This window comes from Pyxidicoccus fallax, assembly GCF_012933655.1.
GTDB lineage: Bacteria > Myxococcota > Myxococcia > Myxococcales > Myxococcaceae > Myxococcus > Myxococcus fallax.
The window spans coordinates 1-22,632 of record NZ_JABBJJ010000019.1; the positions used below are offsets into that span (position 1 = coordinate 1).

The 22,632-nt window shown below is 69.7% G+C and carries 16 protein-coding genes and 1 pseudogene; 12 read left to right on the forward strand and 5 right to left on the reverse strand.

The window, feature by feature from the left end:
* From HG543_RS06145 to HG543_RS06155, 3 genes and pseudogenes are all read left to right on the forward strand, one after another.
* Positions 1-222, forward strand: a pseudogene (locus HG543_RS06145) (GTP-binding protein); the annotation flags it as partial.
* A complete protein-coding gene (locus HG543_RS06150) occupies positions 219-1,721 on the forward strand; it encodes an ATP-binding protein (RefSeq protein WP_169343738.1) in 1,503 nt (500 codons plus the stop codon). The pseudogene HG543_RS06145 and the gene HG543_RS06150, both read left to right, overlap by 4 nt.
* Positions 1,722-1,800: 79 nt before the next feature.
* Positions 1,801-2,388 (forward strand): NYN domain-containing protein, encoded by a 588-nt coding sequence (locus tag HG543_RS06155; RefSeq protein WP_169343739.1) that lies wholly within the window; start codon positions 1,801-1,803, stop codon positions 2,386-2,388.
* Positions 2,389-2,446: 58 nt separating this feature from the next.
* Here the strand turns inward: HG543_RS06155 and HG543_RS06160 are convergent, their stop codons facing one another.
* From HG543_RS06160 to HG543_RS06175, 4 genes are all read right to left on the reverse strand, one after another.
* A complete protein-coding gene (locus HG543_RS06160) occupies positions 2,447-5,458 on the reverse strand; it encodes a CHAT domain-containing tetratricopeptide repeat protein (RefSeq protein WP_246356802.1) in 3,012 nt (1,003 codons plus the stop codon).
* Between the two features lie 238 nt (positions 5,459-5,696).
* The gene (locus HG543_RS06165; RefSeq protein WP_343073286.1) at positions 5,697-6,521 is read right to left on the reverse strand and encodes an ADYC domain-containing protein; all 825 of its coding nucleotides are present in this window, start codon (positions 6,519-6,521) and stop codon (positions 5,697-5,699) included.
* 402 nt (positions 6,522-6,923) lie between these two features.
* Entirely contained in the window at positions 6,924-7,730 is an 807-nt protein-coding gene (locus HG543_RS06170; protein ID WP_343073287.1) for an ADYC domain-containing protein, read from the reverse strand.
* A 402-nt stretch (positions 7,731-8,132) separates the two neighbouring features.
* On the reverse strand, positions 8,133-12,086 hold the full coding sequence (locus tag HG543_RS06175) for a bifunctional serine/threonine-protein kinase/formylglycine-generating enzyme family protein (RefSeq protein ID WP_246356805.1): 3,954 nt from the start codon (positions 12,084-12,086) through the stop codon (positions 8,133-8,135).
* 296 nt (positions 12,087-12,382) lie between these two features.
* On the opposite strand from HG543_RS06175, the gene HG543_RS06180 reads away from it, so the two are divergent.
* From HG543_RS06180 to HG543_RS06220, 9 genes are all read left to right on the forward strand, one after another.
* Entirely contained in the window at positions 12,383-13,222 is an 840-nt protein-coding gene (locus tag HG543_RS06180; RefSeq protein ID WP_343073288.1) for a sigma-70 family RNA polymerase sigma factor, read from the forward strand.
* 81 nt (positions 13,223-13,303) lie between these two features.
* The gene (locus HG543_RS06185; RefSeq protein ID WP_169343745.1) at positions 13,304-15,283 is read left to right on the forward strand and encodes a YfbK domain-containing protein; all 1,980 of its coding nucleotides are present in this window, start codon (positions 13,304-13,306) and stop codon (positions 15,281-15,283) included.
* Between the two features lie 50 nt (positions 15,284-15,333).
* Positions 15,334-16,329: a thiamine-phosphate kinase gene (thiL, locus tag HG543_RS06190; protein ID WP_169343746.1), complete on the forward strand. Its 996-nt coding sequence runs from the start codon at positions 15,334-15,336 to the stop codon at positions 16,327-16,329.
* A 9-nt stretch (positions 16,330-16,338) separates the two neighbouring features.
* A complete protein-coding gene (locus HG543_RS06195; RefSeq protein WP_169343747.1) occupies positions 16,339-17,724 on the forward strand; it encodes a methyl-accepting chemotaxis protein in 1,386 nt (461 codons plus the stop codon).
* Positions 17,721-18,206, forward strand: a complete 486-nt coding sequence (locus HG543_RS06200; protein ID WP_169343748.1) for an MmcQ/YjbR family DNA-binding protein — start codon at positions 17,721-17,723, stop codon at positions 18,204-18,206. Before HG543_RS06195 ends, HG543_RS06200 begins: the two co-directional genes overlap by 4 nt.
* A gap of 52 nt (positions 18,207-18,258) precedes the next feature.
* Entirely contained in the window at positions 18,259-18,681 is a 423-nt protein-coding gene (locus tag HG543_RS06205) for a chemotaxis protein CheW (protein WP_169343749.1), read from the forward strand.
* A 70-nt stretch (positions 18,682-18,751) separates the two neighbouring features.
* A complete protein-coding gene (locus HG543_RS06210; RefSeq protein ID WP_011556618.1) occupies positions 18,752-19,120 on the forward strand; it encodes a response regulator in 369 nt (122 codons plus the stop codon).
* A gap of 50 nt (positions 19,121-19,170) precedes the next feature.
* The gene (locus HG543_RS06215) at positions 19,171-21,645 is read left to right on the forward strand and encodes a chemotaxis protein CheA (RefSeq protein ID WP_169343750.1); all 2,475 of its coding nucleotides are present in this window, start codon (positions 19,171-19,173) and stop codon (positions 21,643-21,645) included.
* Positions 21,642-22,241, forward strand: a complete 600-nt coding sequence (locus HG543_RS06220; protein WP_169343751.1) for a chemotaxis protein CheC — start codon at positions 21,642-21,644, stop codon at positions 22,239-22,241. Before HG543_RS06215 ends, HG543_RS06220 begins: the two co-directional genes overlap by 4 nt.
* A 58-nt stretch (positions 22,242-22,299) precedes the next feature.
* Here HG543_RS06220 and HG543_RS06225 read toward each other — a convergent pair whose 3' ends face one another.
* Complete coding sequence (locus HG543_RS06225; protein WP_169343752.1) at positions 22,300-22,617, reverse strand: hypothetical protein; 318 nt, start codon at positions 22,615-22,617, stop codon at positions 22,300-22,302.
* Positions 22,618-22,632 lie beyond the last annotated feature (15 nt).

Here is a 22,632-nt window from a genome sequence, read left to right on the forward strand (position 1 = left end):
GCCCTGAAGGGCGAGGGGGTGTTGGAGACCTTCCACGCGGTGGCGCAGGCGGCCTACCGGCGGCTGGACGCGCGGGCCCACCTGGCGCGCCACCTGGGGCTGACGGAGGAGGAGTTCCTCGGGCAGATATTCCGGCGCATGGACGTCACCGGCACGGAGCTGGAGGCCCGGTACGGGCAGCCGGCGGGCGGTGAGCGCAGCGGCACGGGAGGCGGGCGATGAGCGTGCCGCCCGAGGGCCCGGGACTTCCCCAGCGCCGCGAGTCGGTGCTGCAGCGGCGGCTGACGCTGTCGGACATGTTGGACCTGCCCTCCTTCACGGAGGTGGTGAGGAGCTTCAGCGAGCTGTACCGCGTGGGCATCAAGGTGCTGGACGCGCGGGGCACGCGGCTGGCGGACGTGAAGGTGGGGCACGGCGAGTTCTGCTCGTACGTCTTCGCCTTCCCGGACGGGCGGGCGCGGTGCACGGCCACGGTGGCCCGGGTGAAGGACGGTCCGGTGGCGCCGGTGCACGGGGCGCGGGTGGCGTCCGGCGAGGGCGCGCAGGAGGCGGGCATCGTCGCGCTGCCGTGCTTCACGGGCCTGCGCTACCTGGTGATGCCGGTGTCGTGGGAGGGCGAGGTGCTGGGCCGCGTCATCCTGGGGCCCTTCACGCCGGAGGAGCTGGTGGACTTCCCGCCCTCGCTGACGGACGTGGCGGGGCTGGAGCTGGAGCGGGCGCACGAGCTGGTGGGCAAGGTGCGGCGCGCCCCCGAGCGCACGGCGGCGCAGGTGCTGACGCACTTCGGGCAGGTGCTGGCGGCGCTGGTGGCCAGCGGCCAGCGGGCGTACCTGGCGACGCAGCTCCACATCGAGGCGATGCTGGAGACGCACCGGGATTTGGAGTCGCAGAACTCGAAGCTGGCGCAGGCCAACACGCGGCTGAAGGAGCTGGACCGGCTGAAGTCCACCTTCCTGGGCACGGTGAGCCACGAGCTGCGCACGCCGCTGGCGTCCATCATCGGCTACTCGGAGATGCTGGCCGAGGGGCTGGCCGGGGCACTCAACCCGGAGCAGCTGATGTACGTGCGCACCATCGTCGAGAAGGGCGAGTCGCTGCTCAACCTCATCTCCTCCATCCTGGACCTGAGCCAGATTGAGGCGGGCAAGCTGCGGCTGGTGATTGCTCCGGTGGACCTGGGCGGCGTCATCCAGACGGCGGTGTCGAGCGTGGCGCCGCAGGCGCAGCGCAAGGGCGTGGAGCTGGAGCTGCGGCTGCCGCACGGGCCGCAGCCGCGGCTGACGGGGGACGCGGACAAGCTGCGGCAGGTGGTGGTGAACCTGCTGGCCAACGCGGTGAAGTTCACCCCGTCCGGGGGCCGGGTGTCGGTGCTGATGTCGGAGGTGGGCGCGCTGACCGAGCTGGGGACCCAGGGCTTCCGGGTGTCCGTGGAGGACACGGGCGTGGGCATCCGTCGGGATCAGTTCGAGTACATCTTCCAGAGCTTCTACCAGGTGGACGGCAGCTCCACGCGCGAGCACGGTGGCGCGGGGCTGGGGCTGGCGATTGTGAAGAGCCTGGTGGAGGGGCACGGAGGGCGGGTGTCGGTGGAGAGCGAGTTCGGCCGGGGCTCGCGCTTCACGGTGGCGCTGCCCCTGCGGCCGCCGCTGCCGGAGCACGGGCTGCTCACGGCGGTGCCGCCGACGTCCCCGGAGACGTCTTCCGGGCCGGACCGGTTCTGAGGAGCGGGATTGCGGACTTTCGGGCCCGGGGATGTCACTGAGTCCACCCGGACCCTCGAGTGCCGCGTATTCTCCGGGAATGCTCTCCGGACGTCCTCCTGCCGCTTCCTACGTACTCATCGACGCAGAGAACATCGACTGGGCCGTGTCCAACGTCGTGGGCCGCAAGCCCGAGGCCCAGGACCGCGTGCAGTTCGACCGGCTGGTGTCCTTCTGTGAGAACAACTTCCCGGCGCCGGTGCGCTGCGTGGTGGTGCTGAATGCCCGCGGCGAGCAGCTGCCGGACGTGATGATTGGCTTCGTGCGGGCGCTGAAGTCCGCGGGGTGCGAGGTGGCGCTGCTGTACGGGCGGCCGGACCAGAAGGTCGTGGACCTGGGTATCTTGAAGCTGCTGGAGCACATCCGGACGCAGCGGCCGAACGCGTCGGTGGTGCTCGCGAGTCACGACGGGGCGGACTTCGCCGATGCCCTGAAGCCCATGCTCGCGGAGAAGCGCCAGGTGGCCGTGCTGGGCCTGCGCGAGTACGTGAGCCAGAAGTTCCGGGAGCTGGTGCCCTCGGGGTTGAAGATTCTGGATTTGGAGCTGAATGCCCGTGTCTTCCAGCGGCCCCTGCCGCGCATGCTCCCCGTCAATGTGGATGAGTTCGATCCGACGGTGTTCGTGTAGTCGGCGCGCATCCAGGCGCGGCGGTATGGCCCGGGCCTCGGGCCATGGCCGGCCTGGGTCACTCCGCGGTCATCCTGGGGGGCTCGGAAGCGAGTCCCTGTAGCGGACCATCCCGGCCCATCGTCATGAAGGCGGCCCAGTAGTAGGGATGCGGCCGCGTCTTCTTCACGGTGCGCATGGCGCCCTGCAAGGCGTCCGCGCGCCCCTGACCGGCGGCCAGGCGACGATAGAAGTCCTCCATGAGCAGGGCGGTGCTGGCGTCGTTCACCTTCCACAGGCTCACCACCACCGTCTCCGCGCCCGCGATGAAGAAGGCTCGGCGCAGGCCGTAGACATCCTGGCCGAGCTGGACCTCCCCACGGCCCGTGTCGCAGGCGGAGAGGACCACGAGCTGAGTGCCACAAAGGTTGAGGCTCGCGATCTCGAGCGCGGTGACACGCGTTCCCGCTCCGTGCCCTTCGGCAACCCGTGTCGGAGCAGATGCATCCGCGAGGATGAAGCCTGAGCGGAGCAGCGGGTCGGCCGGATGGTGCGGCGGCGTGCCACCTCCGAAGCCTCCGAAATAGCCAATGGCACGCGAGCCATCGGGGGCCACCTCATTCTCCGGGCTGTAGCCATGGGTGCCAATGTGCAGGAGGCCGGGAGGGGAGAGGGCGAAGAGTCGCTGCCGGGTGGCTTCCGCGCCAATGTAGACCTGGGCCTGGGGCCACAGGCGCTGGATGGCCTCGGCTTCCTTGCGAGTGCCGGGCAGCGGTAGCCATTGCTGCTGGGTGGGGTCGACACCTGGCGTGGAGTCCAGGCGCGCCCCTGCCGAAGCGCCTCGTGTTTTCGAGCGAGGCGCTGCCTGGACCACGCGCTGGTGAGCTCCGGAGACAGGGTCGGCAAAGGCGGCGATGGAGGTAGACGGAACGACACCATCCGCGCGCGGCAGCAGGTCCTTGACCGAGGTGAGCGGGGAGAACCCGAAGACATCCAGGAGGAAGCGGCGACCGTCGTGGAGCGCGGTGAAGGGAACGAGGCCGAGCTGCCCATCCGGCGCCAGGAAGATACGACGGACTCCGCCAAGGTGCGGAACGAGAGGCGCGAAGGCGCGAGAGTAGAGCGCCTGCGCGGGACGCAGGTAGGCGGCGTCGCGGCGGGAGATGACATCGAGCAGGTGCGTGGCCGCGCGGTCGATGGGCATCGCGGGACCGAGGTCGACGACGCGAATGCTCGCGTCAGGGAAGAGCAACAGCGCCAGGTAGTGAAGCTGGGGCGCACGCGAAGCTCCACGCGCTCCGGTGTGGAGCGGCTGGTCCGCATAGGCGATGAACTCGACGAGCACCCCGTCGGGAGGAAGCGCGGCGGCGGCACGGTCGACGATGTCCTCGGGAGACGGGGGCGCGGTGAGCGCGCGCAGGGGCGCCGAGCGCCGGGCGAGCTTCGCTTCGAGCGCATCCGCGTGGCTGGTGAGCTCCTTCAGGTGCTGCTGGTACTCGGCCAGGGGGCGCGTGCCGGGGCCCTGCTGAGAGAGCGAGGCCAGCCGGGTGCGCAGGTCGCGAAGTTGCTGGAAGTCGATGCGGTCCTCCTCGCCGAACTCGCGGTACACGGCGCGGAAGGTGCACGCGATTTCCTCCAATGAACGGCCCTTGCGCAGCAGCACGGCGCTGAGCGCCAGACGCTGGACCCTCGCGTCGTCGGGATGCGCGCGGAGCAGGGCGTAGAGGCGCTCCTCGTCACGCCGGAGGAGCTTGAGGAAGCTCGCGAGGCGCGACTCCGAGAAGGCCAGTGCCTCCTGTCGCAGGCGTTGCTCGGAGAGGGCGAACGCACGTGTGAGGAGCGGCAGGGCCTCGTCGAGCCGATGCTGCGCGACGTGGAGCCAGCCGAGATTGCCGAGCATCTGGGCGATGCTGGGATGGTTCTCGCCCAGCAACGCCTGTTGAATGTCCAGCGCACGGGACAGGTACTGCTCGGCCTGGGCGGGTTCGCCCTGCTCGGCGGACAAGAGGGCAAGATTGTTGAGCGATGTGGCGACGTCCGGATGCGCCGGGCCGAATGCGGCTTCCTGGATGGCGAGAGCGCGCAGGTGCAGGGACTCGGCCTCTTCGTACCGCCGCTGGCTGGAGTAGAGGAGCGCCAGGTTGTTTCGCGTACCGGCAACCTTGGGGTGATTCTCGCCCAGCGAGGCTTCCAGGATGGGCAGCGCGCGCTCATACAAGGGCATGGCCCGGGAACCCAGTCCCTGGCGTGCATGGAGGTTCGCGAGATTGTTCAGCGAGCAGGCCGTCTCGGGATGGTGACTCCCGAGTGACGCCTCGGTCAGGGAGATGGCTCGCACGTACAGCGCTTCGGCTCGTGAGTACATCCCCTGGTCGGCATGAAGACCGGCGAGGGCATGGAACGTCCGGAGGGTGTCGAGGTGGTCCTCGCCGAGCACCTCCTTCTGGATGACGAGGGCCTGCTCGTACAGGGACTCCGCCTGGGCGTGGAGCCCCTGTCGGTGGGCGAGGCGGGCGAGATGATGGAGTGTCCTCGCCACCTCGGGGTGTCCGCCGCCGAGGGACGCCTGCTGGATGGCGAGAGCGCGCTGGTGCAACGGCTCGGCTCGCGCGTGCAGGTCCTGGGCCGCGTAGCCGAGGGCAAGGTTGTTGAGCGTCGTCGCGACGTCGAGGTGATTCCCGCCGAGCGTGGCCTGTTGAATGGCGAGGGCGCGCTCCAGCAGGGGCCTCGCCCGTGTGTAGAGCCCCTGGTCATGATAGAGGGCCGCGAGGTTGCTGAGCGCCCTGGCGACGGCCGGGTGCTCCCCGCCGTGTGCTGCTTCGAGCAGAGTCAGTGCTCGCTCGAACAAGGGCCCCGCCTTCGCGTAGTCCCCCTGGGCTTGGTTGAGTCGCGCGAGGTTGTTGAGTGAAGGGACGAGGTCGGGATGGTCCTTGCCGAGCGTCGTCTCCTGGATGGCGAGCGCGCGCTCGTGCCAGGCAATGGCGTCGGTGGCTCTGCCAGCCTGCTGGAGCTTCGCGGCCTCGGCGAGGGCCGATCGTGCCTCCAGCAGCCACACATCGGGCTCTGTATCGACAGCCGTCAGGCCCGCCATACAGCATAGGACGACGACCATCGTCCTTCCGAGTGCTCGCCACATCGTCACCGCTCCATGGCTGTCCGCGGCCCCGGCGGTCTCGCGCCGAAGCAGCGGGGGTCTTGGAGGGTCAATACGTGTGACGGTTCGGTATCGCTGTTACGGGGTTCACACCCGGATGCCCGGCGGTGCAATGCTCACTGTTTGAGAGAGTGGATGGGGGGCGGGTGGCCGCTGTGTGTTTAATCGGCCGACATCAGAGAGAGTCTGTGTATTCGTTGCTCGCATAGGAGCGGTTGCGCAGGAGCACCCTGTCGGGGCGCAGGCCCTGGCGGTGCACGGTGCAGCGATCTCCGTCGCTCAGGTCCACGTCGCCCGGATGGAAGCGACCGGGGCACTCATGGAGGATGACCGTCAGGGCGCGCCCGTCGCGAGTTCGCGCCAGGCAGTCCGCACCCTCAGGGCCCCAGGCGGCTTCGAAGGAGGCCCGCTCTGTATTCCAGAAGGAAGAGGACTCCGTCGTCAGCGACAACACGCCGAGCGCGTCGTACATATCAATGAGGGTGTGCTCCTGCGTGTGACTCAGGCCATTGCCACAGTAGTCGGCGCGCACCATGCGCGTGCAGGTCTGGTGGAGGCCGGCCAGGGACTGCCCGTCTCTCTGCTCCCATGGCTTGTAGCCCCAGCGGATGCACTGGCCGATGGCGCCGCCCTCACAGGCCAGTGTCAGCTTGCCGGGAATGTCATGCCGGGCCCCGCTGGAGTCCCAGACACCCTGTACCGCGAGGACGCGAGGATTGGGAATGACGCTGGTGGCCGCGCAGGGGTTCTCCCACTCGCGTGCCACCGGGTTCCAGGCCTCGATGCGATACCTGTGCAGCGAGGAGTTCTCGGGAGCAGGCTCCGAGCCGCAGATGGCGACCTCCACGGGCTTGCCATCGCTGGAGTTTCCCTGGAGCACCGTCCCAACGAGGCTGCTGGACGCATCGGGCCAGGCCACCAGACGTCCCTGCTCCAGCCGCACCGCCTTCACCCCGAGGTCGGTTTTCAGCACGGCGTCGTTGTCGACGGAGACGAGCACGCTGCGCCGCTCATCCGTCCTCCGGGTGGAGCTCCAGGAGCGCTTCGTGCCCCACAGGAGTGTCGCATCCGGACGAACACCGCGTTCGAGGGAGTGGCCCAGGCACCGACGCGCATAGCGTTGGGCATCGGATGCCGGAGGGCCGGCGAACGCTGGCTGCATGGGCATCAAGAATATCGAGGTGAGCAGGAACATCTTCATCGCGTTCATCGAAGGACTTCTCCCTGGAGGTGGGGCGTGCGGCATCTGCCGACGCCTTCAGGGATGAAGAGCGGCCCAATCGAAAACGTATGCAGAAATTCTTACTGGCGGCGTGGAGAACGCCCGGAATCCCCGTGAGAAATGACGAGAGGCCCGCGAGTTGCTCGCGGGCCTCTCAGGTCCTCCCACGATGCCCGGGTCTCAAGGGCTGCCGTGAGAGCGGTTGCGCAGCAGCGCCGCCTTGGGACTCACACCTTCACGCTGCACCGCGCAGCGGTCACCCTCGCCGAGGTCCACGGTGCTCGCGCGGAAGCGCTGGGGGCATTCCTGGAGGATGGATGACAATGCCTTCCCATCTCGCGTGCGCGAGATGCAGGTCGCGCCGTCCGGCGCCCAGGCCGCCTCGAACGTGATTTTTTTCGGGTCGAAGTCCTCGGAGGCTTGCGTCGTCGGTGACAGCACGCCGAACCCATCGTACATGTCGATGACGGTGTAGTCCCGCGTGTGGCTCCGGCCATTGCCGCAGTAGTCGGCGCGCGCCATGCGCGTGCAGGCCTGGTGCAGGTCGACGAGTGACTTCCCATTTCGCTCGGTCCACGGCTTGTAGCCCCAGCGGACGCACTTGCTGATGGCGCCATTCTCGCACGCCAGCGTCAGCTTGCCCGGCACGTCCCGCCGCGCTCCGGTACCGTCCCAGACGCCACTCACCGCCACGGCCCGCGGCGCGGGCACGCGGCCATCGGCCGTGCACGGGTTCTCCCACTCCTGTGCCACCGGGTTCCACGCCTCGATGCGGTACCACGTCAGCTCGGGGTCGTCGCTTGCGGGCTCGGCGGCGCAGATGGCGACCTCCACGGGCTTGCCATCACCGGAGGTGCCCTGGAGCACCGTGCCAGCGACTTGCTGGGACGTCTGGGGCCAGGCCACGAGGCGCCCCTTCTCCAGCCGCACCGCCTTCACCCCGGTTTCGGTCTTCCGCACGGCATTCACGTCGATGGAGACGAGCACGCTGTGCTTCTCATTCGTGCCCGGGCTGGAGTCCCACGAAGGCTTCGTGCCCCACAGCGCCGTGCCTTGATGACTCCTATACCGCTCGGGCGCTCGTTCCTGGCACCGGAGTGCGTACCGGTCGGCCGCAGGCACCGACACGACAGCTGGGGCCGAGCGAGGTCCGGGGATTGGAGAGGGCGCCGGGCGGGCTGCGAGCACCGGCGGTGTGAGCAACAAGCACGCGAAGGTGAGCAGAAAACTCTTCAGCGCTTTCATGGACGTCCTTCTCCCTTGAGTGAGGCGGCCGGGGGCTACCCGGTGCCTTCAGTGGGAAGGAGCCCTCGCGGCGGAGAGCTATGCAGGAATTCGTACACGCGACCGGGCTAGTGTTCCGAGGGAGTGAAGCACTTCACACGGGTCCTACGGAGACCGATACGAGGCGCAGACACGCACACCCGTTGCCACGTCACGGAGGTTGGGCTCACCCGCGGTGCGATTGGCCGAGAGCGCGGAGAGGGCGTCGTAGTACCAGCCTCCGCCCCTGACGACGTAGGGACCGAGGTCCTGGGGCACGGCGCTCATGTGCTCGTCTACGTTGCCCACCATGTCCTGGACACCGAAGGGGCTGTCCGATTCCGGGTGTGAGCCGACCATATCGGGGCCGAAGGCCGTGGGCTCCCGGCCGTAGGTGACATCGATATTGGCGTCATTGGGCCGCAGCAGGTTGCCATGCGCGTAGTCGCGTCCATCGGCACCTCGTGCGGCGTACTCCCATTCATGCTCGGTGCACAGACGCGCATCCGGGAGCCCTTTCGTGTGGGTCAGCCAGAAGTGAAAGCCCTCGAGGTCCATGGTGGTGACGCCTGCCAGTGGCAGCCGGCGCCAGTCGATGGGCACGGATGGATGCCGGCCCGGGTAGTGGAACTTCTCGTTCTCCCTCGCGGTGAGGACACGGTTCTCCGAGACCGAGAGATAGAAGGAAAATCGCCAGCCCGAGCGGCCCAGGTCTTGGAGTGTGATGGCTTTGCCGTTGCTGCTGGGGACTGGCTTTTCGAGCAGGCGCCTTGTCTTGTCGTCTCGTTTCAGGGTGTTCAGGTAGTCCACCCACTCACCGAACGTCACCTCCGTCTTGCTGATGTAATACCCCTTCGTGATGCAGTAACGGTGGAGTGGCGAGGCGCTCAGGAGGCGGCGGCGCACTCGCTCGGGTTCGGCGCTGCCCATCAGGAAGCACCCGGGCGGGATATAGACATAGCCCTCCGGGATGGAGACGGGCAGCGAGACCTTGACCTGCTCGGTCTTCCCTCGCGTGAGGTACACCGGTACGGTGACCGGGGGACGGTCGGTATGGCTGATGCGCAGGAGGTATGAGCCCGCGCGCAGTTGTTCACCACGGATGGGGGTCGTGCCGAGCCGTCGCAGCGACTCGAGGCTCAGCCTCCCCTGGTCGTCCTCTTTGTATTGCCCGATTTCAACGTGTGCACCCGAAGGAGTCGTCTCCACCACGAGCTCCGCTGGAGCGTTGAGTCGAGTCAGCCAGATTCCATTCGTCCCATGCTCCAGCCGCTCCAGGCGCCCTCGCAGCTCGGCGACGGAGTCCTTTTGATGGAAGTACTCGGCGAGCTGTATCCGCTCATAGACAATCTCCGCGAGGCGTAGACGTGCGTCGCCATGGCCTGGGTCGCGGTCGAGCGCTTGCTCCAGGGTGTCGATCGCTTCCATGAAGGTGGTGTCTGCTTCCTTGCGCCGCTGGAGGGCCTGAAGCCAGAGCCTCTCCGGCTCGTCCATGGATGCATACGCGGGTGTGTTCTCAGGAGGCTGGCGCGTGCCGTCGAACAGCGGAAACGCCTGCTCGGCATGCCTGCGTGCCTTTTCTCCCTTCTCGCGCCCGGCGGCGAGTTGTGTCCGCGCGAGCTCCATGCGCTCGTCGATGAAGGCTTTGTTGATTCGGTACTGCCTCCAGCGAAGACCTGCATAAACACCCGCCAGGGCCAGAACCACCCCGAGCACGGCGAGATAACGGGTCCACCGCTGGAGCTTCAGTGCCCGCTGGGACGCCGCGAGGAACGCCTGCTCACGAGGACCCAGCATGGAGGGGTCCAGCGCGCGCGCCTCATTGATGTGCCGCTCGCCCCACAGTGCCTCTTGGGCGTGTGACAGGCGCTCCCACTCCGCGCTGGCCGCCTCCACCCGCTGGCGCACCGCGCGCTGGCCGATGTCGCGGTCGCGCCAGTTCCGCAGCGTGTCCCAGCCCTGGATGAGCGAGTCGTGGGCAATCACGTACCGGGGGGACCAGCCCACCGTATAGGTATGCAGGAGCCGGCCCTCGGTGAGCACGCGGAGCGCCGTGCGCGGCGCCGCGTCCTTCGTCGGCAGGAGCTCCTCCTCGCTCAGCTCGAGGCGGGTTCCCTCCGCCGTCACCAGGTTCAGCAGCAGCTTCCGCGCCGCCTGCCGCTCGGACGGCGTCAGGCGCGAGAGCACTCCGTCCGCGTGCCGCGTCAGCGCTCCGGCCACGCCGCCCATCGCCTCCAGCGCTTCCTTCGTGATGCGGCTGTGTGCGGGATTGCGCCGCTCCCACAGCTCCGCCAGCGCGAACTGGAGTAGGGGCAGTCCACCCGCATCGCGCGCCATGGACGCGATGAGCGTCTGGATGAGTTCCTCGGACTCGAACGTCACCCCGCGGCTGCGCGCCGGGCCGACGATGGCCTCGCGCACGCCCACGGGCGTCATCGGCCGGAGGATGTAGAGCGCTCGCTCGGCCTCGTCTCCCAGACCCGGGAGCGAGGACACGCTCGTAAGGAAGTCGCCGCGCACCGCCATCAGCACGCGCACGCCCGGAGAGGGCAGGGCCAGCTCTCCCAGCAGCAGCGCGAAGCGCGCGGCCTGCGCCGGCTCCGCCTGGGTGAGCAGCTCCTCCAACTGGTCGATGAAGATGAGCAGCCCGCGCCGCTCCTGGTGCATCGCACGCAGCCTCGGCCCCAGCCAGTCCGGTACCGTGAGCGCGAGCGCCAGCTCCTGCTCGTTCATCCCCAGCACCGGCACCAGCGCCGCCGCGAGCGCCTGAAGCGGACGCGGCCCCGGCCACAGCGTCACCGTCACCATCTCCCGGCTCTCGTCCAGGGCCCCCGCCTCCACCCGGGGCAGCACCCCCGCACGGCACAGCGAGGACTTGCCCACCCCCGAGTCACCCGCGACGAGCACCATGGGCAGCCGCCGCAGCCGCTCGATGACCGCGCGGATGTCCGTGTCACGGCCGAAGAAGAGCGACCGGTGCTCCGCCTCGAAGGGCGCCAGCCCCCGGTAGGGATTCCCCGCCGCGAGCGGCGCGGCGGTATGGAGCTGCTCCAGCCGCTCCAGGGCCTCGCGGAGCAGATCGGCCGAGGCGGGCCGCTCGGCCGGATCCGCCGCGAGGCAGTGCATGATGAGCGCCGCGAACTCCGAGTCGATGTCCGGCGCGAGCGGTGTCTTGGCTCCCTCTGGCGCCGCGGGCTCCTGCGTCGCGCGCGAGCCGACCGGCGGCGTGCTGCCCGTGCACAGCTCATACAGCGTCACGCCGAGCGCGTAGATGTCGCTCTGCGGCGACGCGGGCTCTCCCGCGAACAGCTCGGGCGCCATGTAGCGCGGCGTGCCCGCGGCCTGTCGCGCGCGCGTCGTCGGTGAGGCCGTGTCCGGGTCGAAGTATTCCGCCAGCCCGAAGTCCAGCAGCTTCACCACGCCGTCGTCGGTGACGAGCGCGTTCGAGGGCTTGAGGTCCCGGTGGAGCACTCCCTGCCGATGTGCCGCCGCGAGCCCCCGCGCCAGCCCCAGCCCCAGCGTGAGCACCCGCCGCCACGGCAGCGGCAAGGGCAGGTGCGCGAGGCTCCGCCCGACGATGTACTCGGACACGATGTACGGGTGCCCGTCCGCCGTGCCCACCCGGTACACCGTGACGACGTTGGGATGCTGCAGGCGCGCGATGGCCCGCGCCTCCGTCTCGAAGTAGGCCAGCACCGTGGGCCGGGGGCGCGACGCGGCGATGAACTTCACCGCGACCAGCCGCCCCAGCGACGTGTCATGCGCCAGGTACACCAGCCCCATGCCCCCACGCCCCAACAGCGGCCCGAGCTGGAACTCGTCGAACTCGGCGGGCGGAGTCCACGGCGTCCCGGGCTCGGACGCGAGCTCCGGTGCCGGCTTTGGCTCCTCGCCGGGAGTCGGCCGCGCGGGTGGCGCCAGGACCGGAATGGACTGCGTGCTGTCATGGACGGCCACGGCGGCGGCGTCCACGGCCAGGCCGCCTCGCGCCACGGACGCCATCAGCTTGCGGCAGGCCTCATACCCGGCGGCATGGCGATGGACGCGGGCCAGCGCGTCCGCGGACAGCCGGCCTTCCATCAGTTCCACCAGGAGCTCGTCGGACAGACATGGGTCCGCGCTCGCCCCTCCCTGGGCTGCGTTTGACGAAGTCATGGGGATTGGTGAGAGAGTCTCGCAAACAGGTTGAAGCGGTTTCAACACCCCCACCCGCGACAGACTTCGGGGGGTGCGAGGCTTACATGGGGAACGGGCTGGGGCTGGTTGCAACGCTTGTCACTCAGGCCCGGGGTCGTATTGCCCCACCCGATGACGCCGCCGTCCTCGAAGGACTGCTCGGTCACGCCTGGAATGCCTCTCGCGAGAAATGGCCCGGCGTGGACCTCTCCGCGGAGCTGTTCGTGCGCCACCTCGCCGAGCGCCTCCCCGAGGTGAGCCCCGGCAGTCCCCTCGCGCCGGTGCTCGAGTCCCTCTCCCTGGCGGAGCTGTACCTCGCGTGCGCCTGCGCCCAGGGCCTGCCCCTCGCCACCCGCCTCTTCGAGACGCACTACCTGGCGAAGCTGCCCGGAATGCTCGGCTACCTGAAGCAGCCCTCCGCCGCCCTGGATGACATCTGCCAGCTGACGCGCGTGAAGCTCCTGGTCCGCACGCCGGAGAGCGGGCCGCGCATCAATGACTATACGGGCCGTGGCGCGCTCATGAGCTGGGTGCGCGTCACCGCCGTGCGCATCGCCCTCAAGCTCCAGGCCGCCGACAAGCCCGAGCCAGAAGAGGACGTCGCCGAGCTGATAGAAGCCCTCCCGGCACCGGGACGGGACGCGGAGCTGGACCTCATCCGGCAGCGCCACCAGGCGGAGCTCCGTCAGGCCATCCGCGACGCCTTCTCCGCCCTGTCCTCCGACGAGCGGCACCTGCTCCGGCTCTACTTCGTCGACAAGCTCTCCACCACCGAGCTGGGCGCGCTGCTGCGGGTGAACCAGTCCACCGTCTCCCGCTGGCTCAAGAGCGCGCGGCAGACCGTCCACGACGAGACGCGGCGCCACCTGCGGGCGCGGCTGAACCTCTCCGCCGCCGGCTTCCAGAGCTTCCTCGACGTCCTCGACAGCCAGCTCGACCTGAGCATCAGCCAGCTCTTCGGCGAGGAGGACCGGCTCGCCGGCGAGCGCGGGCTGGAGGCGCGGGGCGGCGCGGAGCCCGGGCCCGTGATGAAACGATGATGATGCGCGGAGCCTGCCGTGCGGCCCCGGCCGTGCGTCTCGTGGAACAAGGACCCATCCCGATGACGGAGGTCCTCCCGGATGAAGTCCGCGCTCCGAAACGCCCTGCTGTGCTTCCTCTTCCTGCTCGCCCGGCCCGCGCTCGCGGATGACGGCTTCGGCGTCATCATGGGCACGGTGATGGATGCCAATGCCTTCGCGCTCGTCGAGGGGGTGGTGGTCACCGCCACCTCGCCCAGCCTCATGGGGGAGCAGACCGTCGTCACCGACGAGAACGGCTTCTACTGGATTCCGCAGCTCCCCTCGGGTGCCTACACGCTCCGCTTCGAGGCCCAGGGGTACAAGCCCATGGCCCGGGAGCTCTACGTGCGAATCAACACCACCTACCGGTTCAACGTGGAGTTGAGCCAGGAGAGCCTGGGGGAGTGCATTGAAATCCCGGGGCGCTCCGCCAGCGTCCCCTTGTCCGCCAATCGCATCCGCGCGGGCCAGTCCAGCTCCAGCGCTTCGTCCCGCTCCAACTACTCACCCCCGCCGCCCCCGAGCCCCTACCTGCTCTCGCAGATGTCTGGCCGGTACGGCAGTGGCGCGGCGGTGGAGACGCCCCGGTACGACACCTCCGACAAGGCCTTCCTGGAGATGTACTTCCAGGGCTACGGCGTGAATCCCACGGTGGAGACGGAGGAGGAGCGCTTCTCCACCTTCTCCGTGGACGTGGACACCGCGTCGTACTCGCTGACGCGCGGCTACCTGGACCGTGGCGTGTTCCCGGATGAGAGCGCCGTGCGCGTGGAGGAGTTCGTCAACTTCTTCGACTATGGCTACGAGAGCGGCCCGGATGTTCCCTTCGCCGTGCACGTGGAGGGCTTCCCGTCTCCCAGCCGCCCCGGCTACCACGTGCTCCACGTGGGCCTGAAGGCGCGCGAGATTCCCGCCGCGCAGCGCAAGCCGTCGCACCTCATCTTCACCATCGACATCTCCGGCTCCATGGCCGACGCCAACAAGCTCACCGTGGTGAAGCAGGCGCTGCGGATGCTGGTGGACGCGCTCGACGAGCGGGACCGGGTGTCCATCGTCGTCTACGGCAGCTCGGCCCGGTTGGTGCTGCCGCCCACCAGCGTGCTGCACCGGGACGTGCTGCTGGGCGCCATCGACGGGCTCCAGGTGGATGGCGCCACCAACGTCCAGGCGGGGCTGGACCTGGCCTACTCGCTCGCCGCGTCCCACTTGCTGGAGGGCGGCATCAACCGCGTCATCCTCTGCTCGGACGGCGTGGCCAACAACGGCGTCACCAACGCGGACGGCATCTGGGCGCGGGTGAAGGACTACGCCGAGCGGGGCATCACCCTGTCCACCGTCGGCTTCGGCATGGGCCACTACAACGACGTGCTCATGGAGCGGCTGTCCCACGTGGGCGAGGGCAACTACGCGTACGTGGACCGGCTGGAGGAGGCGCACCGCATCTTCGTGCAGAACCTCACCGGCACGCTGCAGGTGGTGGCCAAGGACGTGAAGGTGCAGCTCGAGTTCGACCCGCGCGCCATCGCCCGCTACCGGATGGTGGGCTACGAGAACCGCATCCTCGCCAAGGCGCAGTTCGCGGACGACTCGGTGGACGCGGGCGAGGTCGGCTCCGGCCATACCGTCACCGCCATCTATGAGGTGAAGCTCCGCGGCGAGGCGGCGGTGGAGGACTTCGCCACCCTGCGCCTGCGCTACAAGGCCCCCGAGGGGGGCAGCTCCCGGGAGGTGGTGAAGGTGCTGCCCTCCCGCGTCCTGCGCCCGTCCTACGCCAGCGCCGCGCCGCCCACGCGCCTGTCCTACGTGGCCGCCGCCTTCGCGGAGAAGCTGCGCGCTTCCTACTGGATGCGCCCCTTGACGTGGGAGCAGCTCATCTCCCTGCACGAGGGCGTGGGCGAGCCCCTGCGCGGCCGGGCCGACGTGGCGGAACTGGGCTCGCTCATCCGCAGGGCCGCGTCGCTGGACCGGCGCAAGGACCGCTTCGAGCAGCTCGCCCCGGTGCGCACCATGGACTTCGACCGGGTGCCGCGCATCGAGTAGGCCCCAAGTCCATTGCCCCCGGGCACCGGCTGGTCTTTCCTCCGCCGCCCATGCCCGGTGAGTTCGACTTCATCCGCCGCTTCCTGAGCCACTTCCCGCGGGCCCGCGTGCCCGTGGGGCCCGGTGATGACTGCGCGGTGCTCGCGCCCCAGCGCGGCGCGCTGTGCGTCACCACCGACGCCGTGGTGGAGGACGTGCACTTCACCCGCGCCGCCTTCTCGCCCGAGGACATCGGCCACAAGGCGCTCGCGGTGAACCTCTCCGACCTCGCGTCCATGGGCTGCACGCCGCGCTGGTTCGTCTGCGCCATGGCGATGCCGAAGGACTTCCCCGCTCGGGAGTTGTCCGGCCTCGCGCGCGGCATGGCCGCCCTGGCCCGCGAGCACCGCATCGCCCTCGTCGGCGGCAACTTCACCTCCGCCCGCGAGCTGTCCATCACCATCGCCGCCACCGGAGAGCTGTCCCGCCCGCCGCTCACCCGCGCCGGCGCCCGCCCCGGGGACCTCCTCTATGTGTCCGGCACCCTCGGTGACGCGCGCCTGGGCCTGCAGCACCTGCGCTCCGGCGTGAAGCGCGGCGCCGCCGTGCGCCGCCAGCGCCGCCCCGAGCCTCGCGTCGCGCTGGGGAGGCTCGCCTCTCGCTTCGCATCCGCCGCAATGGATGTTTCCGATGGCCTCGCACAAGACCTGGGTCATCTGTGCTCCGCCTCGCGCGTTCAGGCCACGGTGGAGCTGGAGCGTCTGCCCATGACGCCCGCCGTGAGGAAGGCGCTCGGACCCGAGGGCGCGCTGGCCGGAGGCGAGGATTATGAGCTGCTCATGGCCGTCCCCCAGGGACGCGGCCAGGCATTCGAGCGCGCGTGCGCCAGGGCGGGGCTCCGTGTCACGCGCATCGGCCACTTCTCAGAGGGAAGCGGGTGGGTTTGCAGGGACATGACAGGCCGCGTTCTCCCACCGCCTGCCGGGTTCGACCACTTCCGTGCCCCGTCCGCCGGATTGACCCTGCGGAATAGCAAGGCTAAACCCGTGACGCTTCTTCTCCCCTGAAAGCATCCCGTGCGCCGTCCCCATCGCGACGACACATCCCCCGGACTCACTCCCCGCCGCGAGCCCGTGCAGCGACTGATGCGGGCCGTCGGCGACAGCCCCCGTGCCACCCGCGAGGTCTCCCTCCATCGGAAGATCCTCAATGGCTACGTGGTGCTCGGACTGCTGCTCATCGTGTGGATGTTCTCGTCGGACATCCTCTTCCGCGAGCTGAGCCCCGGGCCGGGCCTCTGGAAGGACCTGGTCCGCGGTGGCGTGGCCATCTTCATCACCGGCGCGGCCGCGGCGCTGCTGCCCTCGCTGCTGGCGCGCGTCACCCGAGTGAAGGTGCTCAGCGCCTCCGCCTACGAAATCTCGCAGGGTGACCTGTCCAAGCCCGTGGCCGCCGAGGGCGGCAGCACGCGCGACGAAATCGACGAGCTGACCGGCGCCATCACCCGCATGCAGGAGAACCTGCGCGAGCTGGTGGGCAAGATTCAAGAGACCGCGAAGAGCGTCGCCGACACCGCCATCGACCTGCAGCGCTCCGCGGAGAACGTCAACGGCTCCACCGAGGAGGTGGGCTCGTCGATGAACAAGATCGCCTCCGGCGCCGAGTCGCAGTCGCAGCTCGTCTCCAAGGCCTCCAAGGTCATCACCGAGATGGCCGGCAGCATCCAGCGCACCACGGCCAGCGCCGAGGACGCCGCGAAGACGACCGCCGAGACGAGCAGCGCGGCCGAGGATGGCGCCAAGGCGGCGCGCCTGGCCGGCGACAAGGTGAAGAAGGTCTTCAACCGCATCGAGGCCGCCAGCCAGCAGGTGTTCGCCTTCGGCGAGAAGACGCAGGAAATCTCCAAGATCGTCGACGCCATCACGCAGGTGGCGCAGCAGACCAACCTGCTGGCGCTCAACGCCACCATCGAGGCGGCGCGCGCGGGTGAGTACGGCCGCGGCTTCGCGGTGGTGGCCGACGAGGTCCGCAAGCTGGCCGAGAGCGCGGGCCGCTCGGCGGAGCAGATTTCGAAGCTGGCGCGCGACATCTCCGGCCAGTCCACCTCCGTCGTGAGCGCCATGAAGGAAGGCATCGCGGAGCTGGCGGAGGGCCGCGAGGACCTGGGCAACATCGTCCGGTCCATGAGCGCCATCACCGACACCATCCGCAAGGGCGCCGAGAAGGTGCACCTCATCTCCGACAGCACCCGCGAGCAGCTCAAGGGCAGCGAGGAGATGGTGAAGGCCATCGAGGAGATCAAGCTGGTGGCGCGCAACAACGCCGCCTCCACCGAGGCCATCCAGGAAGTCATCCAGGAGCAGACGGCCGCCGTGTCGCGCATGACGTCGCTGGCCAGCGAGCTGACCAACCTCTCCGTCGAGCTGCAGAGCGTCGTGCGCAGCTTCCGCCTGAGCCCATGAGCACCTCTCCCGCCTCCAAGCCGGACGCGAAGCTGAAGGCCGCCGAGGACCGCCTGCGCGAGGTGATGCTGGCGTTCCCCGAGGTCACCGAGGAGTTCCCCTGGGGCCACCGCACCGCCAAGGTGAAGGGGAAGATGTTCGCCGTCCTCGTCCTGGAGGACCACCGGCTCAGCGTCACCACCAAGCTGCCGGACTCCAACGAGGCCGCGCTGATGCTCCCCTTCGCCACGCCCACCGGCTACGGCCTGGGCAAGAGCGGCTGGGTGACCTCCGAGTTCAAGCCCGGTGACAGCGTCCCCGTGGAGCTGCTCACCCAGTGGATTCACGAGAGCTTCCGCGCCGTGGCCCCGCAGAAGGTGCTCAAGGCCCTGGACGCGGGCGCGGCCCCGAAGAAGACCGCGGCGAAGAAGGCCGCCGCGAAAAAAACTCGTCCCGCCTCGACGCGCCGTGGCACGGTGGCGGCTTCGCGGTCCAAACGGTAGGGGAAGGGCGGGCAACCCCCGACCCTTTCAGAGCGGATAGAACCTTACTCCTGTGCGGCACGTCATCTTCCGGGTGGAGAAAGAGCGCTATGGGCTGCCGCTGTCGGCGGTGCGGGAGGTCGTCGTGCCTCCCGAGCGCTTCACCCGGGTGCCGCGCGCCCCCTCGGCGATTACCGGGGTGATGAATCTTCGTGGCAGGGTCGTGACAGTGGTGGAGCTGCGGCAGCTCTTGAGCCTGCCGGAAGGGCCCACACCGCCGGCACGGGTGGTGTTGCTGGACCGCGGGCGGCGGGATTTGGGCCTGCTGGTGACGGATGTAGACGGAATCGAAGCGGTGGAGCGAGTGAGCACGGCACCGGGGAAGCTGACCCCCGCCATCCGGGGGGTTGCCCGGCTGGGTGGTCTGGGAGTCACCGTCCTGGACCCCGAAGGGTTGGATGCCGCGGTGGTTGCCTTGTTCACCCACTCCAAGTGAGTAGCCCCCTGGAAAGCGCGGATGCTAGTGTCCGCGCTCCTCTAGGTGATTCGGAGGCGGAGTTCTTCACATGGCTAAGCGGGTCCTGGTCGTCGACGACGCCATCTTCATGCGCAACATGATCAAGGACATCTTTGCGTCTGGAGGTTTCGAGGTCGTCGGCGAGGCCGCCAACGGCCTGGAAGCGGTAGAGAAGTACAAGGAACTCAAGCCCGACCTCACCACGATGGACATCGTGATGCCGTTCAAGAGCGGCATCGAGGCCACTCGGGAAATCATCAAGGCCGACAGCAGCGCCGTCGTCATCATGTGCTCGGCGCTCGGTCAGGAGAGCCTGGTGATGGAGGCCATCGAGGCCGGAGCGTCCGACTTCATCGTCAAGCCGTTCCGCGCCGAGGACGTGCTCGCGGTGGTGAAGAAGGTGCTGGGAGAGACGTGAGCGGTGTCGCCCCCCGGCGGCCGCTCCCTTTGCGTTGACGAGGCCGGGTCATGACGATGGACATGTCCCGCTACCTCGGGCTCTTCATCTCCGAGGCCACCGACCACCTGGAGGCGCTCGGGCGGGACCTCGTGCAGCTGGAGCGCGAGGGCACCGCCACCGTGGTGGATTCGATGTTCCGCCATGCCCACTCCGTGAAGGGCATGGCGTCGTCGATGGGCTTCGAGCCCATCGCCGTCCTCGCGCACCGCGTGGAAGACCTGGTGGACGCCGTCCGGCAGGACCGCGGCCGTCTGGACCGTGACGTGGTGGACCTGCTGCTCACCGCCGCGGACACCATGCTCGCGCAGGTGCGGGCCGTGGCGGAGAGCAAGCCGGCGGATGAGGCCTCCGTGCTGCTGACCCAGCTGGGCAATCGCTACATCGCGATGACCGGCAAGGGCCTGGCCACCACCCGCGTCGCCAAGACGACGATGAGCAAGCCGGCGGCGACGGACGGTGCCTCCACGGGCACGGCCTCTGGCGATGGCCCGGCGCGGCCGGCGGGTGACACGGCCGTCGAGGGCCCGGCGGGCACGACGAAGCCGGGCACGGAGTCCACGGCCCAGGCGGGAGGCGGCGCGGCTTCCACCTCGGAGGCGGCGGGCGCGCAGGCTTCGGGTGATACGGGCTCCGTGGCGGAGAAGGTGGCGAAGGGGACCGGGGCGGGAACGCCTTCCGGCACCTCGCGCTCGCAGAGCCCGGTGGGCATCGCGGGGCCCACGGTGGACCTGGCGGCTCAGGGCCTGCCGCTGCCTCCGGACCTGCTGACGCCTCCGGGCACGTCTCCCAACGTGGTGTCCGCGTCAGGTGTGCCCTCGGTGGGCGCGGCCGAGGGCGCGGTGGCCGTCGTCGCCGCGGCGCTGGGGCTGGTGGAGCCGCCGCCGAACGACCTGGTGGACCGGCTGAAGGACGCCGCGAGCGTCCCGGTGCCCGCCCAGACGCCTCCGCCCGCCGAGGTCCGCAGCGTCCTCCCGCCCCGGGTCCCGGCCGAGGCGCGCGGCCCCATGCAGCGCTGGGCGGTGCGGCTGCGCATCGCGCCCACCTGCCAGGTGCCCGGCGTGCGCGCGTTCCTGGTGCACAAGCGCCTCACCAACCTGGGCACGCTGGTGGACCTGCGGCCCGCGCTGGAGGAGCTGAAGGCCGGCCGCATTCCCGACGGCTACATCCAGCTCGAGCTGGAGACCACGGCGGGCGACACCGGCATCCACGCGTCGCTGAAGAACGTGGTCGACGTGGAGGTCGTCTCGGTGAAGCCGGCGGTGGCCGCGCCCGCCCCGGTGGTGGCCGCGCCCGCCGCGGAGGCCGCCCGCGCCGCCAACGACGCCACGGCGCGCACGGTGCGCGTGCGCACGGAGCTGCTCGACTACTTCCTGGACACGGTGGGCGAGCTGATGCTCGCCACGGCCCGCCTGCGCGAGGTGGGCAAGGTGCTGCCGGAGAACGCCCGCCCCGCGCTGGAGGAGGGCGTCTACCGGCTGCACACGCTGGTGAAGGACCTGCACGACAAGGTGATGACGGCGCGCATGACGCCGCTGTCGCTCATCACGGACCGGCTGCCCCGCGCCGCGCGCGACATCGCCCGGCGCAAGGAGCGCGAGGTCGACCTGGTCATCACCGGCGCGGAAATCGAGCTGGACCGGGCCATCCTCGACGAGCTGGCCGACCCGCTGATGCACCTGTTGCGCAACTGCATCGACCACGGGCTGGAGTCGCCCGAGGAGCGCGTGGCCGCGAAGAAGGGCCCGCGCGGGCGCGTGCTGGTGGCGGTGAAGCGCGCCAGGGACCGCGTCATCATCGAAATCGAGGACGACGGCCGCGGCATGGACCCGGCGAAGCTCAAGAGCGCCGCGGTGGCGCGCGGGCTGCTCTCCGTGGAGAACGCGGCGCGCATGTCGGACCGCGAGGCCTTCCTGCTGTCGTGCCTGCCCGGCGTGTCCACCGCCAAGGACATCACCGACATCTCCGGCCGCGGCGTGGGCATGGACGCGGTGAAGCGCGTGGTGGAGAACGTCGGCGGCACGCTCGAAATCGACAGCGAGAAGGGCCGGGGCACGCGCTTCACGCTGCGGCTGCCGCTGACGGTGGCGGTGGTGCACCTGCTGCTGGTGGAGGTGGGTGACGAGGTCTTCGGCCTGCCCATCGCCAAGGTGGTGGGCGCCACGGAGGCGGACGGCGAGGCGCTCAGCCGCAGCCGCGAGACGGCGCTCCTGCCCCATGGCAACTCACTGCTGCCGGTCCATTCGCTGGACACGCTGGTGGGCGTCCCCGCGCCCCCGCGTCAGGGCGCGCGGCCCTTCGTGGTGATGGACGCGGACTCGGGGCGGGTGGCGCTGGCGGTGGACCGGCTGCTGGGCCAGGAAGAGGTGGTGCTCAAGCCGCTGTCCCGCCCGCTCGACCTGCTGCCCGGACTGTCCGGAGTGACCATCCTGGGAAGTGGCCGTCCAGTCTTCATCCTGGACGTGCCGAGGTTACTGTCCGCGTGAGCCTGCCCCTTCCCAGCGACGCGCAGCTCGATGCCCTGCGCGAGGTGGCCAACATCGGCTGTGGCCACGCCGCCAACGCGCTCTCCCGGCTGATGGGAGGGCGGAAGGTGGACCTCTCCATTCCCCGGGTGCTCCAGGGCGACGTGGCGGACACCGCCGCGCTGGTGGACGCGACCGGGCCGGTGGTGGCGTCGTGGCTGGGCATCCGCGGCGAGCTGCGCGGCGTGCTGCTGCTGGTCCTCTCGCGGGGGGACAGCGGCGCACTGGAGACGCTGCTGCTGGGTGGACAGCCCGCGGAGCAGGCCGAGCGCGACAGCGTGGTGGCGGAGGTCGCCAACATCGTCGCCAGCGCGTGTCTGTCCGCCATGGGCCGGCTCACCGGTTGGAAGCTGATGCCCTCCGTGCCCACGCTGCGGCGGGGTGACTCGCGCGAAGCGGTGGATGGGGCGCTGGCCGAGGTGTCGGGCGACACGGGGCGCAGGGTGGTGCTGGAGGCGCGCTTCCAGGCGGCCTCGGTGCCCCCGGTGGGCGGGCAGCTGCTGCTGGTGCTGGAGCCGGAGAGCTCGCGCGCCCTGCTGGCGCGGCTGGGCGTGTAGCGGGCCCGCGGCCCGGAGCCAGCGGAAGACCGCCGGCTCCAGGACGGGGCTTCGTGGCTCAGTTGCTCGGGCAGGAGCTGGTGCAGTACGGCATCACCACCGGGCCCCCGGGCGGGATGTACTCCACGCAACACCTCTGCCCGACGGGACAGAGGGGTTCTTCCGGGTCGCACTGCTTCAGGCAGGAACCCCGGACGCAGGTCGTCCCGAGGGTGGGGCAGGTGTAGTTGGGAGGGCCGCAGTAGCCGATTTCCTGCTCCGCGTTGCCGGTCTCCCGCTCGGGCTCGGCCTCCAGGGTGCCACCCCCACAGCCCAGCCCGGCCACCCAGGCCATGGCCGTCAACGCCAGTGCTCGCACGACGGGGTTTCGCAGCATGTCCTGCTCCTTGGT

What these genes read in the sequence shown, in the direction of transcription:
- HG543_RS06175 (WP_246356805.1), bottom strand. Translation starts at nt 12,086, where the DNA reads ATGGAAGGCCGGCTGTCCGCGGACGCGCTGGCCCGCGTCCATCGCCAT.
- HG543_RS06200 (WP_169343748.1), top strand. Translation starts at nt 17,721, where the DNA reads ATGAGCACCTCTCCCGCCTCCAAGCCGGACGCGAAGCTGAAGGCCGCC.
- HG543_RS06185 (WP_169343745.1), top strand. Translation starts at nt 13,304, where the DNA reads ATGAAGTCCGCGCTCCGAAACGCCCTGCTGTGCTTCCTCTTCCTGCTC.
- HG543_RS06215 (WP_169343750.1), top strand. Translation starts at nt 19,171, where the DNA reads ATGACGATGGACATGTCCCGCTACCTCGGGCTCTTCATCTCCGAGGCC.
- HG543_RS06155 (WP_169343739.1), top strand. Translation starts at nt 1,801, where the DNA reads ATGCTCTCCGGACGTCCTCCTGCCGCTTCCTACGTACTCATCGACGCA.
- HG543_RS06150 (WP_169343738.1), top strand. Translation starts at nt 219, where the DNA reads ATGAGCGTGCCGCCCGAGGGCCCGGGACTTCCCCAGCGCCGCGAGTCG.
- HG543_RS06210 (WP_011556618.1), top strand. Translation starts at nt 18,752, where the DNA reads ATGGCTAAGCGGGTCCTGGTCGTCGACGACGCCATCTTCATGCGCAAC.
- HG543_RS06160 (WP_246356802.1), bottom strand. Translation starts at nt 5,458, where the DNA reads ATGGCGGGCCTGACGGCTGTCGATACAGAGCCCGATGTGTGGCTGCTG.
- HG543_RS06225 (WP_169343752.1), bottom strand. Translation starts at nt 22,617, where the DNA reads ATGCTGCGAAACCCCGTCGTGCGAGCACTGGCGTTGACGGCCATGGCC.
- thiL (WP_169343746.1), top strand. Translation starts at nt 15,334, where the DNA reads ATGCCCGGTGAGTTCGACTTCATCCGCCGCTTCCTGAGCCACTTCCCG.